Source organism: Pseudomonas sp. HLT2-19-2 (assembly GCF_054898005.1).
The window spans coordinates 4,794,536-4,812,235 of record NZ_CM142712.1; the positions used below are offsets into that span (position 1 = coordinate 4,794,536).

The 17,700-nt window shown below is 60.2% G+C and carries 17 protein-coding genes; 8 read left to right on the forward strand and 9 right to left on the reverse strand.

Going from position 1 to position 17,700, the window contains the following annotated elements:
* The 3 genes from ACYZTU_RS22405 to ACYZTU_RS22415 all read left to right on the forward strand — a co-directional run bounded on the left by ACYZTU_RS22405 (position 1) and on the right by ACYZTU_RS22415 (position 3,034).
* Complete coding sequence (locus tag ACYZTU_RS22405) at positions 1 to 600, forward strand: short chain dehydrogenase (protein ID WP_461971131.1); 600 nt, start codon at positions 1 to 3, stop codon at positions 598 to 600.
* A 59-nt stretch (positions 601 to 659) separates the two neighbouring features.
* Positions 660 to 1,325 (forward strand): COG3650 family protein, encoded by a 666-nt coding sequence (locus ACYZTU_RS22410; RefSeq protein ID WP_461965607.1) that lies wholly within the window; start codon positions 660 to 662, stop codon positions 1,323 to 1,325.
* 95 nt (positions 1,326 to 1,420) lie between these two features.
* Positions 1,421 to 3,034, forward strand: coding sequence for an NAD(P)/FAD-dependent oxidoreductase (locus tag ACYZTU_RS22415; RefSeq protein WP_461965609.1), 1,614 nt, complete (start codon positions 1,421 to 1,423; stop codon positions 3,032 to 3,034).
* Between the two features lie 128 nt (positions 3,035 to 3,162).
* Here ACYZTU_RS22415 and ACYZTU_RS22420 read toward each other — a convergent pair whose 3' ends face one another.
* Positions 3,163 to 4,257 carry a PLP-dependent cysteine synthase family protein gene (locus ACYZTU_RS22420; protein ID WP_461965611.1) on the reverse strand — a complete coding sequence of 365 codons (1,095 nt, stop codon included), beginning with the start codon at positions 4,255 to 4,257 and terminating at the stop codon, positions 3,163 to 3,165.
* A gap of 249 nt (positions 4,258 to 4,506) precedes the next feature.
* Here ACYZTU_RS22420 and nhaA point away from each other — a divergent pair, with 249 nt between their 5' ends.
* From nhaA to ACYZTU_RS22435, 3 genes are all read left to right on the forward strand, one after another.
* Positions 4,507 to 5,694, forward strand: a complete 1,188-nt coding sequence (nhaA, locus tag ACYZTU_RS22425) for a Na+/H+ antiporter NhaA (RefSeq protein WP_461965613.1) — start codon at positions 4,507 to 4,509, stop codon at positions 5,692 to 5,694.
* A gap of 121 nt (positions 5,695 to 5,815) precedes the next feature.
* Positions 5,816 to 6,874 (forward strand): colicin E3/pyocin S6 family cytotoxin, encoded by a 1,059-nt coding sequence (locus ACYZTU_RS22430; RefSeq protein WP_461965615.1) that lies wholly within the window; start codon positions 5,816 to 5,818, stop codon positions 6,872 to 6,874.
* The gene (locus tag ACYZTU_RS22435; protein WP_461965616.1) at positions 6,871 to 7,101 is read left to right on the forward strand and encodes a DUF7683 domain-containing protein; all 231 of its coding nucleotides are present in this window, start codon (positions 6,871 to 6,873) and stop codon (positions 7,099 to 7,101) included. The genes ACYZTU_RS22430 and ACYZTU_RS22435 overlap by 4 nt, the downstream gene beginning before the upstream one ends.
* Positions 7,102 to 7,182: 81 nt before the next feature.
* On the opposite strand, the gene ACYZTU_RS22440 is transcribed toward ACYZTU_RS22435, so the two are convergent.
* Positions 7,183 to 7,647, reverse strand: a complete 465-nt coding sequence (locus ACYZTU_RS22440) for an outer membrane lipoprotein (RefSeq protein WP_131059267.1) — start codon at positions 7,645 to 7,647, stop codon at positions 7,183 to 7,185.
* A gap of 169 nt (positions 7,648 to 7,816) precedes the next feature.
* On the opposite strand from ACYZTU_RS22440, the gene ACYZTU_RS22445 reads away from it, so the two are divergent.
* Positions 7,817 to 8,053 carry a hypothetical protein gene (locus tag ACYZTU_RS22445; RefSeq protein WP_461965618.1) on the forward strand — a complete coding sequence of 79 codons (237 nt, stop codon included), beginning with the start codon at positions 7,817 to 7,819 and terminating at the stop codon, positions 8,051 to 8,053.
* Between the two features lie 5 nt (positions 8,054 to 8,058).
* On the opposite strand, the gene pdxH is transcribed toward ACYZTU_RS22445, so the two are convergent.
* The 5 genes from pdxH to dinG all read right to left on the reverse strand — a co-directional run bounded on the left by pdxH (position 8,059) and on the right by dinG (position 16,006).
* A complete protein-coding gene (gene pdxH / locus ACYZTU_RS22450; RefSeq protein WP_461965620.1) occupies positions 8,059 to 8,706 on the reverse strand; it encodes a pyridoxamine 5'-phosphate oxidase in 648 nt (215 codons plus the stop codon).
* 24 nt (positions 8,707 to 8,730) lie between these two features.
* Positions 8,731 to 9,858 carry an OmpA family protein gene (locus tag ACYZTU_RS22455; RefSeq protein ID WP_461965622.1) on the reverse strand — a complete coding sequence of 376 codons (1,128 nt, stop codon included), beginning with the start codon at positions 9,856 to 9,858 and terminating at the stop codon, positions 8,731 to 8,733.
* Between the two features lie 114 nt (positions 9,859 to 9,972).
* Positions 9,973 to 11,118 (reverse strand): serine hydrolase domain-containing protein, encoded by a 1,146-nt coding sequence (locus tag ACYZTU_RS22460; protein WP_461965624.1) that lies wholly within the window; start codon positions 11,116 to 11,118, stop codon positions 9,973 to 9,975.
* Positions 11,119 to 11,255: 137 nt separating this feature from the next.
* Positions 11,256 to 13,766 (reverse strand): beta-galactosidase, encoded by a 2,511-nt coding sequence (locus ACYZTU_RS22465; RefSeq protein WP_461965626.1) that lies wholly within the window; start codon positions 13,764 to 13,766, stop codon positions 11,256 to 11,258.
* A gap of 95 nt (positions 13,767 to 13,861) precedes the next feature.
* Positions 13,862 to 16,006, reverse strand: a complete 2,145-nt coding sequence (dinG, locus tag ACYZTU_RS22470) for an ATP-dependent DNA helicase DinG (RefSeq protein WP_461965628.1) — start codon at positions 16,004 to 16,006, stop codon at positions 13,862 to 13,864.
* Between the two features lie 99 nt (positions 16,007 to 16,105).
* Between dinG and ACYZTU_RS22475 the strand changes: the two genes are divergently transcribed.
* Entirely contained in the window at positions 16,106 to 16,564 is a 459-nt protein-coding gene (locus tag ACYZTU_RS22475) for a CopD family protein (protein WP_461965630.1), read from the forward strand.
* 39 nt (positions 16,565 to 16,603) lie between these two features.
* Here the strand turns inward: ACYZTU_RS22475 and ACYZTU_RS22480 are convergent, their stop codons facing one another.
* Positions 16,604 to 17,362, reverse strand: coding sequence for a collagen-like triple helix repeat-containing protein (locus ACYZTU_RS22480; RefSeq protein ID WP_461965632.1), 759 nt, complete (start codon positions 17,360 to 17,362; stop codon positions 16,604 to 16,606).
* Complete coding sequence (locus ACYZTU_RS22485; RefSeq protein WP_461965634.1) at positions 17,355 to 17,633, reverse strand: DUF1145 domain-containing protein; 279 nt, start codon at positions 17,631 to 17,633, stop codon at positions 17,355 to 17,357. The genes ACYZTU_RS22480 and ACYZTU_RS22485 overlap by 8 nt, the downstream gene beginning before the upstream one ends.
* Positions 17,634 to 17,700 lie beyond the last annotated feature (67 nt).

Here is a 17,700-nt window from a genome sequence, read left to right on the forward strand (position 1 = left end):
ATGAAAATTCTTTTGATAGGCGCAGGCGGCACCATCGGTTCGGCGGTCGATAAGGAGCTGTCCGAGCGTCACGAGATCATCCGCATCGGCCGCAACAGCGGTGATTTCCATGTGGATATCAGCGACAGCGCCTCGATTCGCAAACTGTTCGAACAGACCGGCAAGTTCGATGCGCTGGTCTGCGCCGCCGGCAACGTGACCTTCGCGCCCTTGGGCGAAATGACCGAAGAAAGCTTCGCGCTGGGCCTGAAAGACAAGCTGATGGGCCAGGTCAATCTGCTGCTGGTCGGCCGCGAGTACGCCAACGACGGCGCCTCGTTCACCTTCACCACTGGCGTCCTCAGCCACGACCCGATTCGCAGCGGCGCCTCGGCAGCGCTGGTCAATGGCGCCCTGGACAGCTTCGTCCGCGCAGCCGCCATTGAACTGCCTCGTGGTCTGCGCATCAATTCGGTGAGTCCGAACGTTCTGGTCGAAGCCATGGGCAAATACGCGCCGTACTTTCGCGGCTATAAACCGGTTCCGGCAGTCGATGTGGCATTGGCCTACGCCAAAAGCGTAGAAGGCTTGCAAACAGGTCAGACCTTTCACGTGGGCTAAGCCCTTGTGATGAACGGTCAGGCTGCGTAACGTGGCGGCACTTGTCAGGAGACTCAAAGATGCGTGTTGCCCGTTACTTAGTCCTCGTTGCCCTGCTTCCGCTATTCGCCGCTTGCCAGTTGCTCGATGGCCCGCGTGAAAGTGCGTCCCACGTGGGCCAGACCCGCATGCAAGGCCAGTTGACGGCGGCCGATGGCAAGCTGTTGTTCCAGCCGTGCAATGAGCAACGTAGTTACGTGGTCAACGACACCGGCGGAACCAGTGTCCTGCAAGAGGCCGCGACCCTGGCCGATGCCCAAGGGAAGTTGTTTGCTGACGTACGCGGCCAGATCGTTGCACACGGCGCCGATAGCCGCCTCGATCTGGAGCAGTTGTACCGCGTCGAGCGCTCGGGCACCGTGTGCAACGATCCGAATTTCAAACTGCTGATTCTGCGCGCCACCGGCCATGGGCCGGAATGGAACGTGAAAGTCAGCGGCAAAGGCATGGTCATCGACCGCGCCGGTCAGCCGCCATTGGCCGTACCTTACGTTGAAGAGCAACTGGGCGATGGCCGCTTCAATCTCAGCACTGAAGCCAATAACCAGCACATCGAATTGTGGGTTGCGCCACAACGTTGCGTCGACAGCACCACCGGCAGCGTCCAGCACATGAGCGCCGAACTGCGCGTCGACGGCCAGGTTCAGCGCGGCTGCGGGTATTTCGGCGGATCGCGTAACGACTGATCGTTTTAGCCTCACGGGAATCATTCTTTGAGGCTTATAATCGCGAGCTTCAAACGCCTTGGCGCAGTTGTGCGCCCCGCGAAACGGATCCTGCCATGTTACGAATCACCGAACTCAAGCTGCCGATCGACCATCCCGATGAAGACCTGCGCCCTGCCATCGTGCAGCGCCTGGGCATCACCAGTGATGACCTGCTCGATTTCACCTTGTTCAAGCGCAGCTACGATGCGCGCAAAAAGTCCTCCGAACTGTGTTTCATTTACACCATCGACCTTAACGTTCGCGATGAGGCGGCGGTGCTGCACACGTTCGCCGATGACCGTAACGTCAACGTGGCGCCGGATGTCAGCTACAAAGTGGTCGGCCAGGCGCCAACTGATCTTGAGCAACGTCCTGTCGTCGTGGGTTTCGGTCCGTGCGGGATTTTCGCCGGGCTGCTGCTGGCGCAAATGGGCTTCAAGCCAATCATCCTCGAGCGCGGCACCGAAGTGCGTCAGCGCACCAAGGACACCTGGGGCCTGTGGCGTAAAAGCGTGCTTAATCCGGAATCCAACGTGCAATTTGGCGAGGGCGGCGCGGGGACATTCTCCGACGGCAAGCTGTACAGCCAGATCAAGGATCCGAAGTTCATCGGACGCAAAGTCCTGCATGAGTTCGTCAAGGCCGGTGCGCCGGAAGAAATTCTCTACGTCAGCAAACCGCACATCGGTACGTTCCGTCTGACCGGCGTTGTGGAGAACATGCGTGAGCAGATTCGCGCGTTGGGTGGCGAAGTGCGCTTCCAGCAGCGGGTCACCGACGTGTTGATCGAGGACGGTCAAATGGTCGGCGTAGAACTCAATGGCGGCGAGCAGATTCATTCGAAACACGTAATTCTGGCCCTCGGTCACAGCGCCCGGGACACCTTCCGCATGCTGCATGGCCGTGGCGTTTTCATGGAAGCCAAGCCGTTTTCCGTGGGTTTCCGCATCGAACACCCGCAGTCGCTGATCGACCGCGCGCGTCTGGGCAAGTACGCCGGCCACCCGAAACTCGGGGCTGCCGACTACAAACTGGTGCACCACGCCAGCAACGGACGTTCGGTCTACAGCTTCTGCATGTGCCCGGGGGGCACCGTAGTGGCGGCGACGTCCGAGCCGGGCCGTGTGGTCACCAACGGCATGAGCCAGTACTCGCGTAACGAGCGCAACGCCAACTCCGGGATCGTCGTCGGGATTACCCCGGAAGTCGATTACCCGGGCGGCCCGCTGGCGGGTATCGAGTTGCAGGAACGCCTGGAATCCCACGCTTTTGTGCTGGGTGGCAGCAACTATGAAGCGCCGGCGCAACTGGTCGGCGACTTCATTGCCGGCAAGCCGTCCACCGCATTGGGCAGCGTAGAACCGTCCTACAAACCGGGCGTTGCCTTGGGTGATTTGGCGTTGGCATTGCCCCCGTTCGCCATCGAAGCCATTCGTGAAGCGTTGTCCGCGTTCGAGAAGCAGATTCGTGGTTACTCGCTGCACGACGCCGTGTTGACCGGGATCGAGACGCGTACGTCGTCGCCGTTGCGGGTTACCCGTAACGAGTCGATGCAAAGTTTGAACGTGAAGGGTCTGTTCCCGGCGGGTGAAGGCGCGGGTTATGCGGGCGGGATTCTGTCGGCGGGTGTCGATGGGATTCGGATTGCCGAAGCCGTGGCTCGCGACATCCTCGGCCTCGAGGCCTGATCCAAATCCCACAGACAACACAAAACCTGTAGAGCGAGGCTTGCCCGCGAAGAAGTTGACGCCGTCTCTCCTGAAAGACCGCATTATCGTTCTTCGCGGGCAAGCCTCGCTCCTACAAGGTCAGCAACTTAAATGTTTGCACGGAGCACGGTGGCCGGCAGCGGCTCACCGCGCTCGACACTCGCCGCCACCGCATCCATCAAACCACTCAACTTATACCCCTGGGCCTTGAGCCAATCCTGATCGTAATAGGTGGTGGCATAGCGTTCGCCGCCATCACACAGAATCGCCACGATCGACCCCGACTCTCCCGCCGCCGCCATCTGCTGGGCCGCCATCAAGGCGCCGATCAGGTTGGTCCCGCTCGACCCGCCAACATGACGACCCAAACGCTGCGCCAGGTAATGCATGGCCGCCAGTGACAGGGCGTCCGGCACTTTGATCATCGCATCGATCACCTTGGGCAGGAATGACGCCTCCACCCGCGGCCGGCCAATGCCTTCAATCCGCGACCCATGGTCCAGGCACAGGCTAGCGTCGCCAGTCTGGTAGTAATCGAAGAACACCGAACGCTCGGCGTCGGCACACAGCACGCGGGTGCAATGCTGGCGATAACGCACGTAACGACCCAGCGTCGCGGTGGTGCCGCCCGTGCCGGGGCTGGAAATCAGCCAGCTCGGCTCGGGGTGCAGCTCGAAGCGCATTTGCTGGAAGATCGACTCGGCGATGTTGTTGTTCGCCCGCCAGTCGGTAGCGCGTTCGGCGTAGGTGAACTGGTCGATGAAATGCCCGTCGTGTTCACGAGCCAGACGTTCGGATTCAGCGTAAATCTGTGTCGGATCGTTAACCAGATGGCTTTTGCCGCCGTAGAAGGCGATCTGCGCGATCTTCTCTTTGGAGGTACTCGCCGGCATCACCGCAATGAACGGCAAACCTAGCATACGGGCGAAATACGCCTCGGAAATGGCCGTTGAACCACTGGACGCTTCAATCACCGGCGCACCGGGTTTGAGCCAGCCGTTACACAAGGCGTAGAGGAACAACGAGCGGGCCAAGCGGTGTTTCAGGCTGCCGGTGGGATGGCTGGACTCATCCTTGAAATACAACTCGATGCCCGGGAAACCCGGCAGCGGCAAGGGGATCAGGTGGGTGTCGGCGCTGCGCTGGAAGTCGGCTTCGATGATCCGGATGGCTTCGCGGGCCCACTGTCGGTTGTCGCTCATGGTGGTTTTCTCGTCGAATCGGGCAAAAGTCGGCCTTGTCGCAAGGCTCAGTCTTCAAGCTTAGGAAAAAACCTACATCACGCACAGGTACAGCTGAGGTCCAATACGTTCGGCAACTGCTAGGCTCAGGTCCTTCACGGCTGTTCGCGTTGTAACGGCATATAACAAAAAAGAATATAACTTTTGTTTTAACAACTAACGGTACGGGTTAGGGTATGCCACCTTTTGAATTATCGATGGAGAGCGACCTTGCCTCTGCGTAGCACGTTCACGCGTTTCTTTCAGTTGGAAGCTGCCAGCGGTCTGTTATTGATCGCAGCCGCAGCCCTGGCGTTGATCATCAACAACTCCCCGCTGTCGTGGCTTTATAACGGCCTGCTGGACACCCCCGTGGTCGCCCAGATCGGCGCGCTGAAGATCGCCAAACCTTTGTTGCTGTGGATCAACGACGGTCTGATGGCCATGTTCTTCCTGCTGATCGGCCTGGAAGTGAAGCGCGAAGTCCTTGACGGTCAACTGTCGAAACCGTCGCAAATCGTCCTGCCCGGCGCGGCGGCGATTGGCGGCATGGTGGTACCGGCGCTGTTCTACTGGTTTTTGAACCGCGACAACCCGGCCGCCATGGGTGGCTGGGCCATCCCGATGGCCACCGACATAGCCTTCGCCCTTGGCGTACTCGCCTTGCTCGGTAAACGCGTGCCGGTTTCGCTGAAACTGTTCCTGATGACCCTGGCGATCATCGACGACCTCGGCGCCATCATTGTCATCGCGATCTTCTATTCGGGCACGCTGTCGACACTCTCGCTGGCGCTTGCCGCGGCGTGCATTGTGGCGCTAATCGCGATGAACCGGCTCGGCGTGGTCAAGCTCGGACCGTACATGATCATCGGTTTGATCCTCTGGGTTTGCGTGCTCAAGAGTGGTGTCCACGCGACACTGGCCGGTGTGACCCTGGCGTTCTGCATTCCGTTGCGCACGAAAAACGCCGAACCTTCGCCACTGCTGACCCTCGAACACGCGCTGCATCCGTGGGTGGCCTACGGCATCCTGCCGCTGTTCGCCTTCGCCAACGCCGGCCTGTCCCTGAGTGGCGTGACGATGGAAAGCTTCACCCACCACGTGCCCATGGGCATCGCGGTTGGCCTGCTGCTGGGCAAAACCCTCGGTGTCTTCGGCCTGACGTGGCTGGCGGTAAAAATCGGCATCGCCGCCCTGCCCCAAGGCGCCAATTGGGGCCAGGTATTGGGCGTTGCGATCCTCTGCGGCATCGGCTTCACCATGAGCCTGTTTGTCGGCTCCCTGGCCTTCGTCCCCGGCGCCAGTGAATACGCCGGGATGGACCGGATGGGGATTTTGACCGGATCGATTCTGGCGGCATTGATTGGTTATGCGGTGACGGCGGCAGCGAGTCGCAAGCGCACTGCGCTGCAATCCTGAGAGATAGAGAACACTCTTAGCGACATTCAGGATTCGTCCTATAGCCACGATTAGCCTCGTTCGTTAACGTCGCACAGCCCCTTTTTTGAGGGCTGTCGACGTACGAACGCAAGGAAGATCAGTGGCTGGCAACAAGGAAGTCCCCAGGGTTAAAAACCCACTGTCAGGCGACGGTCATCACGTCACTCACCGCGCCGGATGCGTCTTTGCCAAGTCCTGCAAGCTTCCCGACGCCATCATCGATTACTCGAATCCTTCGGGAATGGTGCCCACCGACAGCCTTAAGGCCTACGGAGAAGTCGCCTGGCTCGGCGCTCGCGAGGTAGACGATGCAGGTCTGCTGAACCTGGAAACGATTAGCGGCAGCACCCTCTCGCTCGGCATTGGCCGCCTTGCACTCAGCGCGCCGGCTCTCGCCGTTCCGGCCGCAGCAGTCGGTGCTGCTGGAACCGCCGCATTGGCCACGGTGGTCGCACTGTTCTGGACGCCAAGCCTGGGCGACAGCGCGCTCTATACCGAAGACCAGTTGCGCGCCCTGAAACGGGCAAGAACCCGCGTTCGTCTACAGGTAGAGCAACAAGCTGACGGCAGTCTCAAAGGCTATGGGTTTTACACCGGCAAGAACCGCGATTGGGAAATGGTCGATGTCGTGCAGTTCAGTGTGCGCGGCAGCCAGGAGGTGGCGGATCTCGGGGATGGCGTTGAGCTGATCTGGACACCGGCTGTGGATGGTTCCGACATCCTCAGGATTCCCGCGCTGGAAGCAGCGCCGCAAGCGCCGCACATTTGGGTTTATCCGCCGACGAAAGCGGCTGACAGTATCATCGTGAATCCGGTTTACCCGCCAGCGTACAAGGATCTCATTCTGGTATTCCCTGCGAGTTCGGGGGTGCCGCCGGTTTATATTGTGGTCGGTGTTTCTAACCACAAATATTATCCGGCGCCAAATGGACTGGCCGCTTTTCCCGATGCTACGAGAGCAACTCGTAAGACCCCGGTCAAAGGTGGCGGCGGCCTTAGAAAACGCTGGAAAACTCCAAACGGAAAAATTTTTGAATGGGACTCACAGCATGGGGCTGTCGAGATGTACGACAAACGTGGCCGTCATCTCGGGGAATATGATCCGACTACTGGCGAGCAGACCAAACCAGCGGATAACACTAGGAAAGTAGAACCATGATTTACGTCATAGAGGCATTTGATAAAAAAACGGAACTCCTCGCATTCGAAGAAGAGCTGCCGAACGGCCACGATAAAGAACTGAAAGCAATTATGGGATGGACAGCGGATCAACAAGGCTGGGAGGGATACAACCTCACGACCGAGCAGCTCGATGCCTTGGAAGAAATACTCGGAAAGAAAATTTATAATCCAGCATTTCTTTTTCAACTCACCTGCAACGTCTAGAAATAGCGCCGTATAATTCTCACTTCAAACAAAAAACCCCGACCAGTCACCTGATCGGGGTTTTCTTTTACCCGTTCCCGCTTAATGCGAAACGCGGCTAGTCCCATCAACCGTAGCAATCCGCACCCGCTCACCCACACGGAACACTTCATTCTCCTGAACCTGTTGCACGTAGGCGCGCATGCTGCCGTCGTCTTCGCGAACAGTGATTTCCACGCCTTGGGCGCGGGTCAGGCCTTCTTCGGTGGCCGAACCGAGCAGGCCGCCAGCGACGGCACCGATAACGGCAGCAACAATGCTGCCACGACCGCCGCCGATGGCGCTACCGCCAACACCGCCGACAACTGCGCCAGCTGCGCCGCCGATAGGCGTTTTGGTGCCTTCGATTTTCACCGGACGCAGCGATTCGATGGTGCCCATGCGAACCGTCTGCACGCGACGCGCTTCGTCACGGGAGTAGGAGTCACCGGTCAGGCTCGATTGGCAGCCAGTGAGCAACATCGCCATCGTGGAAAAGGAAGCAACCAGCAGAACAGACTTACGCATAGCATCAACTCCAAAGGACAGGTATTCATTAAACTCCGCAGCTTGACGCCTGTCACGGCCTTGCCCGGATAAAATTGGTTTGATTCAGGCCCGGTACAGGGCGCTACCACGAACATGACACACAGTAGCGGCAAATTCCGCAATCTGCGCCACTGAACCAAGGATTTTCATGGATTACTTCATCATTGTCGTCACCACCGTCGCCGGTCTGTACTTCCACTGGTGGTTGTACGTGCGGATCAAACGCTGGATGGACCGCGATCTGGCGCTGGCACTGGCTGGGAAAGACGAGCATAAAAAGGCTTTCATGCTCCAGCAACTGGCGAGCGCTCAAGCGCAGAAGATCAAGCGCCGAGACCTGCCACAGTGGCTGGAAGCCGCTGCGGCAGGCTATCTTGATCGGTAGACTGCTTAGGGTGCCAGACGTTCAAGAATCCAATTGGCGCCCTGCAATCGGTAGTTGAGGCGATCGTGCAGGCGGCTCGGACGGCCTTGCCAGAACTCGATGCGCTCCGGTAACAAACGGTAACCACCCCAGTGCTCAGGGCAATGAGGTTGCGTGTCGCTGAAACGTTGCTCGGTGTTCTTGAGCAATGCTTCCAGCTCGCCTCGGTCAGCGATCACGCAGCTTTGCGGCGAAGCCCAGGCACCGAGACGGCTACCCAGTGGGCGAACCTGAAAATAGGCATCGGACTCTTCAGGCGTGACTTTCACCACTCGCCCTTCGATGCGCACTTGGCGCTCAAGGGCCGGCCAGAAAAAGGTCATGGCCGCGAACGGGTTCGCGGCCAGATGCTGGCCCTTGGCGCTGTCGTAGTTGGTGAAGAAAGTGAAGCCCTGCGCGTCCAGCCCCTTGAGCAGCAGAATGCGGCAATGCGGCCGACCGTCCTGATCGACGGTGGCCAAGGTCATGGCATTGGCCTCCACCGGCGGTTGCTCGGTTTTCACCGCGTCGGCGAACCACTGATGGAACAGCCCGAATGGCTCGGCCGGGGCTTGTGCTTCGGTCAGGCCATCACGGGTGTAGTCGCGACGCATATCAGCCAAGCCCTGGGTCATGGCGCATTCCTTTTGGTTAACGAATCACTTCTTTGTGGCGTCGCCGTCTGCAGCAGCGGCGGTGGCTTTTTTCGAGTCGGCAGCAGCTTTGGCCGGCGCGGTCTTTTTCGCCGGAGTCGCGGTTTTAGCAGGCGTCTTCTTGGCGGCGGCTTTCTTGGCCGGGGCCTTTTTCGCGGCAGGTACAGCTGCTTTCTTGGCGGCCGGTGCAGGAGTAACAGGCTTGACCACTGGCTTGATGTCCGGGGCAGCAACCATCTTCACTGGCGCCGGGGCCGGCATGTTGTACTTGCTCAGCAACGCGACCATGGTGTTTTGCGGGGTCACCAGCAGTTCCACTCGACGGTTCAAGGCACGGCCTTCATTGCTGTCGTTGGCAGCACGCGGGGCTTCGCCACCCATACCGCGCAGCATCAGGCGATCACGCTGCAGACCGCTGAGGCGGAAAATCGCCGCCACGGCCTGGGCACGCTCCTGGCTCAGCTTCACGTTGGCCGGTGCAGCGCCCGACGTATCACTGTGGCCGAGCACCAGCACGGCAGTCTTTGGGTCGACTTCAAGGATTTTCGCGACGCGAGTGAACGGACCGAGAGTCACCGGCAGCAGCATGGCCGGACGGTCAGGGTTGAACGAGCCTTCTACCGGCGCGGTCACCACCAAGACGTTTTCACGGCGCTCGAGTTGCAGATTGCTGCCCTTGATCGCTTCGCGCAGGCGCGGTTCGTAGTCATCGAGCCAGGCCTGGGTGACTTTCGGATCAGGCATCGGCACGACTTTGGCAGTGCTTTGCTCTTTACCGCCGAACGGCCACCACCATTTGCCACCTGCATCGGCCTCAGCCTTGGTCACAGCGGCAGGTTTAGCTTCAGGTTTTACCTCTGGTTTTACTTCTGGCTTGGCCGGGGTCTTGTCGGCGGCATCATCGGAGCCGAACGGCCAGTACCAATGGCTGGAGCTTTCAGTTTTGGCTACCGGAGCAGTCGCGGCGGGCTTCAGGGGTGCGGGAGCCTTAGCCGGAGCCGGATCTTTAGCGGCGACTTTGTCGGAGGAACCGAACGGCCACCAGCTGCTGCCATCCGAGTCATTTTGTGGAGTTTGTGCGCAACCGGTAATAGCGAAGCACAGGGCCAAAGCGAAAGTTTTATTGGAAGACATTGGACATCCACAAAATGAAGGTAATGAAAAATCAGGCCGGATTGACCCGGATAAACAGACGCTTGGAAACCATAAAGGCCTCGGGGTTCCGGCCCTGGAACCCCTGAGCGCGATTTACAGACAAGTGGCCAGTGCCCGTACAAGCTTTTGCGCGCGCGGATCCATCAAGACGTAAGGCCCTAAGGTATTTGTCACAAAGCCGAAAGCCACATCGTGTTCCGGGTCAGCAAAGCCGATGGAACCGCCGGCACCCGGATGGCCGAACGCACGAGGGCCGAGGCCGTAAGTGGCGTTGGGGACGTCCGGTTGATCGAGCATGCAACCCAGGCCGAAACGGGTCCGGGTCAGTAAAGTCTTGTCCTCGCCGAGGCTGTGTTCGCGCGTCAGTTCGTCAAGCATTTCGCTTTCCAGCAAGCTGCCATCGAGCAGACCGGCATAGAACCCGGCCAGGCTGCGGGCATTGCCGTGGCCATTGGCGGCCGGCTGCTGCATGCGTCGCCACTCGGGTTTGTTGGTGCTGGTCATGATCGACGGCGGATTAGTGAACGCCCTCGTGGTCATGGCCGCCGGCTCGCGCATAGTCACTTGCAGCAAGCGCTGTGCGGCGGCGTCGCCGACATTGCCCTTGCCACGGGCGATGTGCGCCACGCGATGGAACTCTTCATCCGCCAGGCCGACGTGGAAATCCAGCCCCAAAGGCTTCGCGACCCGCGCCACGATGGACTCACCCGGACCACGACCGTCGGCACGACGCAATAACTCACCGACCAGCCAGCCGTAGGTGATCGCCGCATAACCGTGGCCTTGACCGGGCGTCCACCAAGGCGTTTCAGCCGCCAGGGCGTCAACCATGGTTTGCCAGTCGTAAAGGGCTTCCGGGGCCAGCAGCTCACGCACCGCCGGAAGACCGGCCTGATGGCAGAGCAGTTGACGCAAGGTGATCGACTCTTTGCCAGCGGCGGCGAACTCCGGCCAGTAGCGAGCAACTGGGGCATCCAGCTGCAGTTTGCCCTCGGCCACCAGTTGCAGGGCGGTCACAGCGGTAAAGGTCTTGGTGCAGGAAAACAGGTTGGCGATGGTGTCGCTGTGCCAGGCTTCAGCGCCGTCCTTATCGGCACTACCGGCCCAAAGGTCGACCACGGTTTCACCGCCGATCTGGATGCACAGCGCTGCGCCACGTTCCTGAGGATCGTCGAACAACGCCGCGAACGCTTCACGTACCGCTTCGAACTTCAGCTCGTAAAAACCCTGAATCTGCACCCGCAACTCCCCTGGATAGACGCTCTACAAAGTGCCACATTGTTCCAGCCATTGAAGGTTTTGGGAACAGGGCCGGGCCGGGCGGTCGCCCTCCCGCCCGGTGAAACACTCAGAAAATTTTACGTACTTATCAGCAATCAGAGGCCTTTGTCGGAATGCCCACCCTCATGGCCAGCGCCCTGCCCTGCGCCTTTGCCAGCATCGCCTTTTCTGCCGCCCTCAGCTTCGTGACCGGTTTTGTCCGCCTCAGCCTTGGCCTTCTCGGCGTCTTTACCGAGCTGATCGACGGTCTGCAAGTTGCTCTTGCGTACGCTGTCGACGAACCCCTGGAACGGCAGATCGGTGATGCCCACCAGACCAAAGTGCCCGTTCTCGCCATCCAGCAGACGACCGGTCACCGGTTGATCGAGGTATTGGAACCAGTGCACCCCGACGATCGACGGTTCGCTCATCGCCTGTTTGAGGAAATTGGCGTACGCCGGCCCACGGTCCTCTTCCTTTGCCAATTGCGTCACGCCGCCCCAGAACGGGCCGCGATCCGCCGAGCCGAAGTTGAACTCGGTGATCAGCACCGGTTTGTCCAGGCTGCGCAGCTTGGCGAAGTCGTAACCGTCCTGCGGTTGCAGGGTGTACATGTTGAAGCTCAGCACGTCGCAATACTGGGCACAGGACTCAACCGCTTCCGGGGTGCTGATGGCAAATCGGCCGCCCAGCAACAGCTGGTTCGGCGCGTGCCACTTGAGCGAGTCGGAAATAGTCTTGAAGTACGTGTCGGCGAAGACCTTCTGGAAGTATTTGAAGTCGGCTTCAATTTCCGGGTGTTCGGCGCTTGGCAGCGGCGGCACGAAGCCCGGGTCTTCCATCAGTTCCCAGGCCGGCAAATCAATGCCCCAGGCTTTGGAAAGGCCCGCCTGATTGCGGTATTTATCCCGCAGTTGCTTGAGGAACGCACGTTTGGCCGGGACGTCGGTGGTCATCTTCAACGTGCCGTACGCCAAGGCGTAGCGGGCTTTCGGGTCGTCGCCGGGGCCGGCCCAAGCCAGTTCGTTGTCGGCGAAGTAACCGATCAGCCATGGATCGTCGCGATGGTCGCGGGCGGCAATGGCCACAGCACGTTCGGTGGCCATGGCGAAACGCGGGTCAAACGGGTCGGGCATGCCGCCCCACCAATCGCTGCCGGTGCTGATACTGGCGTAATCGCCGACGATCGACAGCGGTAAGGTGTACGGCATGCGGTCAGCGTTGGCCAGCGCCGGGTCGCTCCAGTTGCCGAGGGTGTTGAAGCCCCAGGCTCGCAGGCGATCAAGGGTGTGGCTGGCCCAGCGTTGTTCATCAACAACCGCTTTGCAGGGTTCGGCAGGTGTTTGCTCAGCCGTTTTTTCGGCTGTCGCGTCGACGGCGCCGGTCCTGGCTGCTTCGGCGACACCGGATTCGGTAGTAGAAGGAACGACAGATTGCTCAGCGGCCTTATCGGCCGTTGCCTCAGCGACGTCAGCCTTGGCGGCTTCGGCGACACCGGCCTTGGTGTCGCTGCCCAATGCGCAAGGTTCACCATACAAGCGCTGCAGGTTGGCCCCATAGAAGTCGTACCAGCGACCGGCGTTATATCCACGGCCCTGATCGACACCGTTGCCACCGCGGTTGTCGCCTTCGCCATAGTGGCTGGCCAGCGGCTCGTCGGGTTTTGGCAGGGATTCGAACATCCATTCGCGACCGGCGATGTAAGTCTGGTTGACGTCCGGGGTGACGGTGTTGACCCCAAGCGAATAAAACGGATGCCCTTCCGGGGTCACCAAATACCAGCGACCGTCGCGCTTCTCAGTGCGGAAAAACCCGCTAGCCTTGAATGCCGGGCCTTTGGTCCAGCCACCGAACTTGTCCAGGGATGACTTCTCGCGCTCGGCCAGCCAGGTTTTCAGTTGCTGCTGTTCTTTGGCGGCGGCGCTTTTCAGTTGCTCGTCGCTACCGACTTTCTCCGGCCATTTGGCCCGGGTTGACTGGCCGTAAGCGTCTACAAGGCCGCCAAAAGCCGCTTGGGTGAGCGCATCGCCGTCCTGCACACCAAAGCGCTCAAGCAGAATACTCTGGGCGACTTTCGGCTGATCCATCGACAAGGTCACCGATACCACTTGGCTGCGCTCCAGCTCACCGACGCTGCTGGCCAGCAATACGCGTTGCCCCTCAAACATCATCGGCATCGGCGGGCCGGCTTTCAGGCCAAGGCTCAATGGCGAAAAGGGCTGCAGCGGCACCAATAACGTTTGCGCAGGGCCGGCCGGCAAGTCGACTCGGCTTATCAGCGTCTTGCCGTCGTTGCTCTGGATTTTCACGTACAGGGTCACGGCCCAGTCCATTGCGCTCTGAATCCGCAAACTCATGAAGCCCGACTGCGACCAGTCCCAGGCGCCGGCCTGCGGGGTCAGACGCAAGGTCGGTTGTGCCACCGGGTTGAACGTCACCCGACGCAGCACTTCGCCCTCGGCCGTTTGCTCGGCGTTGGATTGCGGCAGGCTGGCGTCCTGAGTCGCCACTTGGACTACGTCGGCGGGGCGCACGAAGTTGAACAGCGTCTGTTGGCCGGCAGGGGCTGCCAACAAAGGGGCTGCGAACATCAGAGCGAAAACAACGGGCAACGAACGGCGGATCATAAGAACGAAGTTCTCCCTAACGACCAACAATGGCCAGTGGAAAAGCGATGGCTGAGAGATAGACAACGGGTTGGGCAAAATTACCCAGCCCTGTATCAGGAAATTTCACGACGAAAAGGTGGCAACGCATTGAGGATTGCCTTGCCGTAACGCTGGGTGACCAGACGTCGATCGAGCAAGGTGATGGTGCCGCGGTCTTCTTCGGTACGCAGCAAGCGACCGCAGGCCTGGACCAGCTTTAACGATGCATCCGGCACGGAGATTTCCATGAACGGATTGCCGCCCCGAGCCTCGATCCACTCGGCCAGGGCCGCTTCGACCGGATCGTCGGGCACCGAGAACGGAATCTTCGCGATGACCACGTGCTCGCAGTACGCACCGGGCAAGTCGACCCCTTCGGCAAAACTCGCCAAGCCGAACAACACACTGGAATCACCGCCATCGACCCGTGCCTTGTGCTTGTTCAGGGTTTCCTGTTTCGACAGGTTGCCTTGAATGAACACTTGCTTTCGCCAGTCGCGATCGAGGCCGTCGAACACGTCCTGCATCTGTTTGCGCGAGGAGAACAGCACCAAGGTGCCGCGCGAACCTTCCACCAAGGCTGGCAAGTCGCGGATGATCGCCGCGGTGTGGGCCGGCGCATCACGCGGATCGGCCTTCAGGTCCGGCACCCGCAGCACGCCAGCGTCGGCATGATGGAACGGGCTCGGGACTACAGCGGTTACGGCTTTTTTCGGCAGCCCGGCACGCATGCGGAACCGGTCGAAGGTGCCGAGTGCCGTCAGGGTCGCCGAGGTCACCAGAGCGCCGTAGGCCACGTTCCACAAATTGCGACGGAGCATTTCCGCCGCGAGAATCGGGCTGGCATTCACCTCGATGTCGAACAGCGAACCACTTTCGGCCAGGGTCAGCCAGCGAGCCATGGGCGGGGTGTCTTCCGGGTCTTCAGCGGTGAACGCGCCCCACAATTCCCAGTTGCCCGAAGAGCGCGACAACAGGCTACCGAACAGCGGATACCACTCTTCAGCCTGGTTACTGGCGATGCCGATGTTGACCTCGCCGTCCATGCCTTCCTTGAGCAGTTCGGTCAGTCGGGTAAAGACATCAGTCAGACGGGCAAAGCCCTTTTTCAGCTCGATGCCCATTTCGCGCATGTGCTCGGGTACGACCCCGCCGACGAAGCGATGACGTGGCCGCTCGCGACCTTCGACGTCTTCGCCGGGCTTGAAATCGGCGACCTGCTCGCAGGCGGTGAACATGAATTGCTGCTGGGTCTTGATCTCCCGCGCCAGTTCCGGCACCTGCTCGATCAACTTGCCCAAGTCGCCCGGCAGCGGATGCTGGGCCAGCAATTTGGTGAGGTTCTTGGCGGTGGTTTCGAGCCAGTCGGCGGTGGAACGCAGACGTGTGTAATGGGCAAAATGGCCGATGGCTTTATCCGGCAGGTGGTGGCCTTCGTCGAACACGTAGATCGTGTCGCGCGGGTCCGGCAGCACCGCCCCGCCGCCCAGCGCCAGGTCGGCCAGGACCATGTCGTGGTTGGTGACAATCACGTCGACCTTGCCCATGCCTTCGCGGGCCTTGTAGAAGGCGCACTGGCCGAAGTTCGGGCAATGACGGTTGGTGCACTGGCTGTGATCGGTGGTCAGGCGTGCCCAATCGGCATCTTCCAGTGCGGTCGACCAACTGTCGCGGTCGCCGTCCCACTTATTGCCGGCGAGTTTCTCGATCATGCTGGTGAACAGCTTCTGGCTGGCCTCATCGACCTCGATCTTGAAGCCTTCTTCTTCGAACAGCTGAGCCGTGGCAGTTTGCGCGTGACCTTCCTGAAGCAACATGTCGAGCTTGGACAGGCACATGTAGCGCCCGCGCCCCTTGGCCAGGGCAAAGCTGAAATTCAGCCCGCTGTTGCGCATCAGGTCAGGCAAATCCTTGTAGACGATCTGCTCTTGCAGGGCCACGGTGGCCGTGGCAATCACCAGACGCTTGCCGGCGGCCTTCGCCGTGGGGATTGCGGCCATGCTGTAGGCCACGGTTTTACCGGTACCGGTGCCGGCTTCCACCGCGACAATCGCGGGGTCGCCACTGCGCCGCCCTTCGTCGTCGGTGTCGATGTCACCGAGGACCTTGGCAATTTCGGCGATCATCAGGCGTTGCCCGTAGCGCGGTTTGAGGCTCTTGGCTTCGAGAAAACGCGAGTAGGCGCCCTGGATCGTGGTTTTGAGTTCGGTGCTGATCATGGATTGTCGGGCGCAAAAAACGCTGGATAAATTTTCAGTGGTTCGGATCGGCGGCTATCATACCGCGCTAATTAATCCCGCGCAGAACGGAGTACCTTAATGACCGCTTTTAGCCTCGTTTACACCTTGCATGTTCTGTCCGCCCTGGTGTGGGTCGGCGGCATGTTTTTCGCCTGGATGGTCCTGCGCCCGGCGGCGATGAAGGCTTTGGAAGGCCCTGCCCGTTTAAAGCTGTGGGTAGAAGTGTTTCAAGGTTTTTTCCGCTGGGTCTGGGTCGCGGTGGTGCTTTTGCCGATCAGCGGTGTGGGCATGATTCATTTGCAGTACAGCGGTTTTGAAGCGGCGCCGCGGTATGTGCAGGTGATGATGGGGTTGTACGTGGTGATGACGGCGCTTTTTATCCGGATTCAGGCGTTGTTGTTGCCGGAGTTGCGCACGGCGGTGGCGGCGCAGGATTGGCCGACGGGGGCCTCGGTGCTGGGGAGGATTCGCAAGTTGGTGGGGATTAATCTGATTGTCGGGTTGGGGCTGGTGGCGATTGCTGCGGCGCGGCCGTGATCGTTCCCACGCTCTGCGTGGGAACAATCAGTTAAAAGGTTACAACCGCTGCACGGTTACCGAACCCGTCGCACCCGCTGACCCAGGCTGGCCATCAACCCCAGGACGACCAATTTTTCCGCCATCGGCCTTGTAGACGAAGCAACCCTTGGCCTTGCCACCTGCTCCCGGCTTGCCGCCAGGCCCGGCCACACCACCGGCACCACCGGCCACCTGAACCTTGATCTGTTCTGCTGGGTAATCGCGCGGCACTTCCAACCTTACCAGCGCCCCCGGCGCTCCAGGCTGACCGTCGCTGCCATTACTGCCATCAGCACCGCGACCGGCCTGACCCCAGGTACAACCCGGGGCCTGACCGTTGGCCCCATCGAGACCGACGAAACCTGGTGCGCCCGCGCCACCGCGAGCGTCCACCCACAATAGCGGCGCATTCAGTGCCTTGATCTGCACATTCAGGTTACGCCCGGAGCGGGCCGCCTTGAGGTAAGTACCCGGCGCACCGCGAGCAGTGATCTGGCTACCTTCGGACAACTGCGCACGACTGACCTTCAGCTCAAGCGGCTGTTCGCTGGGTACGATGGCGATCCGCGCTTCACGACCCAGACGCAACTCACCGACGGTGACCTCGGTCACATTCGAGGGAATCAACAACGTGCCGTAATCGGCCACTTCCAGGCGTTCCAGCTGCAAGGTGCTGGCGGTGTTGGGCAAGCGCATCAAGGAGTTGCTTTCGACGCTCACCACCTGAGCGCAAGCCAATGGGCTGATGAGTACGGCGAGCAGACAGAGTTTACGCATGGGAAGCCTTCGGTACGGTGGGAGCCGGGATGGTTTGCAGGTGGAAAACGCCGAAAAAGAGGATCTTCAGGCGATCACGCCAAGGGTGAGCGCGACCTCTGAGACTGCGGTAGCAGAACACCGCCTCCAGAAAATGAAGCAGCGCCAACAGGCTGCCAACCAGATCGATCAAAAGATGCAGAGGATTGATAAGCGGCGTGAGCAGATTGACCAGCACCACCAGCCAGAACAGCAGGGTCAACAACTTCCCCAGCCCCCAAAACACGTTCATACGCTCCCCCGTTGAGAATTATCCTTTGCGCGCACAGTACCGGCTTCCACGCGGGAGAAGCCAGAGG

Coding starts and splice junctions, on each gene's coding strand:
- ACYZTU_RS22405 (WP_461971131.1), top strand. CDS start 1: ATGAAAATTCTTTTGATAGGCGCAGGCGGCACCATCGGTTCGGCGGTC.
- ACYZTU_RS22410 (WP_461965607.1), top strand. CDS start 660: ATGCGTGTTGCCCGTTACTTAGTCCTCGTTGCCCTGCTTCCGCTATTC.
- ACYZTU_RS22415 (WP_461965609.1), top strand. CDS start 1,421: ATGTTACGAATCACCGAACTCAAGCTGCCGATCGACCATCCCGATGAA.
- ACYZTU_RS22420 (WP_461965611.1), bottom strand. CDS start 4,257: ATGAGCGACAACCGACAGTGGGCCCGCGAAGCCATCCGGATCATCGAA.
- ACYZTU_RS22435 (WP_461965616.1), top strand. CDS start 6,871: ATGATTTACGTCATAGAGGCATTTGATAAAAAAACGGAACTCCTCGCA.
- ACYZTU_RS22440 (WP_131059267.1), bottom strand. CDS start 7,647: ATGCGTAAGTCTGTTCTGCTGGTTGCTTCCTTTTCCACGATGGCGATG.
- ACYZTU_RS22445 (WP_461965618.1), top strand. CDS start 7,817: ATGGATTACTTCATCATTGTCGTCACCACCGTCGCCGGTCTGTACTTC.
- pdxH (WP_461965620.1), bottom strand. CDS start 8,706: ATGACCCAGGGCTTGGCTGATATGCGTCGCGACTACACCCGTGATGGC.
- ACYZTU_RS22455 (WP_461965622.1), bottom strand. CDS start 9,858: ATGTCTTCCAATAAAACTTTCGCTTTGGCCCTGTGCTTCGCTATTACC.
- ACYZTU_RS22465 (WP_461965626.1), bottom strand. CDS start 13,766: ATGATCCGCCGTTCGTTGCCCGTTGTTTTCGCTCTGATGTTCGCAGCC.
- dinG (WP_461965628.1), bottom strand. CDS start 16,006: ATGATCAGCACCGAACTCAAAACCACGATCCAGGGCGCCTACTCGCGT.
- ACYZTU_RS22475 (WP_461965630.1), top strand. CDS start 16,106: ATGACCGCTTTTAGCCTCGTTTACACCTTGCATGTTCTGTCCGCCCTG.
- ACYZTU_RS22480 (WP_461965632.1), bottom strand. CDS start 17,362: ATGCGTAAACTCTGTCTGCTCGCCGTACTCATCAGCCCATTGGCTTGC.
- ACYZTU_RS22485 (WP_461965634.1), bottom strand. CDS start 17,633: ATGAACGTGTTTTGGGGGCTGGGGAAGTTGTTGACCCTGCTGTTCTGG.